3 protein-coding genes are annotated in these 1537 nt (G+C 66.3%); all 3 read left to right on the top strand.

All coding sequences use genetic code 11. The features are described from left to right. Window positions 1–272: CinA family protein (locus AC04L7_RS18380; RefSeq protein WP_475513657.1), on the top strand; the 272-nt coding region annotated here is incomplete at its 5' end. A gap of 72 nt (window positions 273–344) precedes the next feature. Next, window positions 345–986 (top strand): transcriptional repressor LexA, encoded by a 642-nt coding sequence (gene lexA, locus AC04L7_RS18385; protein WP_296280647.1) that lies wholly within the window; start codon window positions 345–347, stop codon window positions 984–986. Window positions 987–1158: 172 nt separating this feature from the next. Then, window positions 1159–1537 (top strand): ATPase domain-containing protein (locus tag AC04L7_RS18390; protein WP_475513658.1); only part of this gene is annotated, 379 nt, incomplete at its 3' end.

Consider the following 1537-nt stretch of genomic DNA (forward strand, 5'->3'; position numbering starts at 1 on the left):
CGCTTGAAACGCACGGCGCCGTCAGCCGGGAAACCGTCATCGAAATGGTCTCCGGTGCGCTGGTCAACTCGGGTGCCAGCGTCGCCGTMGCCGTGACCGGMATCGCCGGCCCCGGGGGTGGCAGCCCCGACAAGCCGGTCGGCACGGTATGGATAGGCTGGAAGCGGCGCGGGGGCTACGCGCGGGCGGAGGTCTTCCAGTTCGCAGGTGACCGTGAGGCGGTACGCCGGCAGACGGTGGCGACCGCACTTGCAGGCCTGGAGCGGCTGTAGCTGGGGTCCGGACGGAATCCGTTCCGCACGACCGGTTGCCAGATGGTCGGGTTAGTAGTATTACTACTAACCATGGACCTGACCGATACCCAGCACGCCATCCTCGCCCTGATCGCCGACCGGCTCGAAGCCGAAGGCATGCCACCGTCGCAGGCGGAAATCGCCAAGGCCTTCGGTTTCAAGGGAGTACGCGCCGCGCAGTACCACCTCGAGGCACTTGAGCAGGCGGGCGCCATCGAGCGGGTTCCCGGCCGGGCACGCGGGATCCGCCTGTTGAAGGTGCCGGCATCGGCGCAGCCCGACCTTGCGTTCCCGGCCGCCAACGACGACGGCCTCCGCGTGCCCGTGCTCGGGCAGGTGGCTGCCGGTGCTCCGATCGGGGCCGACGCGGGCCACCACGACTATGTGCTGCTGGACCGCGCCTTCTTCGCGCCTGCCCCGGACTACCTGCTGAAGGTCAAGGGAGATTCGATGCGCGACGAAGGTATCTTCGATGGTGACCTGATCGGCGTTCACCGCACACGGGACGCCCGTTCTGGCCAGATCGTGGTGGCGCGGGTCGACGACGCCATCACCGTCAAGCTGCTGAAGATCGGAAAAGACCGCATCCGCCTGCTCCCGCGCAATCCGGACTACGCCCCCATCGAAGTGCTGCCCGACCAGGACTTCGCCATCGAAGGGTTGTATTGCGGGCTGGTGAGGCCCAATCGGTGACGGGCATGTCCGATGCCGGCGAACGGCATTTCCCGATGCCCGGGCACGACATGCCCCGATGTCCGCAACCCGTGCCCCGACGTAATTTCACTCATGCCCGCTCCGTCGCAGCCTGTGCGATGGGCACCCACCACACTGATCGCACCTGACCACATTGACTAGGACCACGACGATGGACGAGAACAAGAAGCGCGCCCTTTCCGCTGCCCTGACCCAGATCGAGCGCCAGTTCGGCAAGGGTTCGGTGATGCGCATGGGCGACCGGGTGATCGAGCCCGTCGAGATCATTCCCACGGGTTCGCTGATGCTGGACATCGCCTTGGGCATCGGCGGATTGCCGCGCGGTCGTGTGGTGGAAATCTATGGTCCGGAGTCCTCCGGCAAGACCACGCTGACGCTGCAGGCGATCGCACAGTGCCAGAAACAGGGTGGCACCGCGGCCTTCATCGATGCCGAGCAYGCGCTCGACCCGATCTACGCCGCCAAGCTGGGCGTGAATGTCGACGATCTGCTGCTGTCGCAGCCGGATACCGGCGAACAGGCGCTCGAGA

Source organism: Pseudoxanthomonas sp. LjRoot204_2, assembly GCF_056175765.1.

Excerpts from the sequence above, each read along its gene's own strand:
- lexA (WP_296280647.1), top strand. The coding sequence starts at position 345 with ATGGACCTGACCGATACCCAGCACGCCATCCTCGCCCTGATCGCCGAC.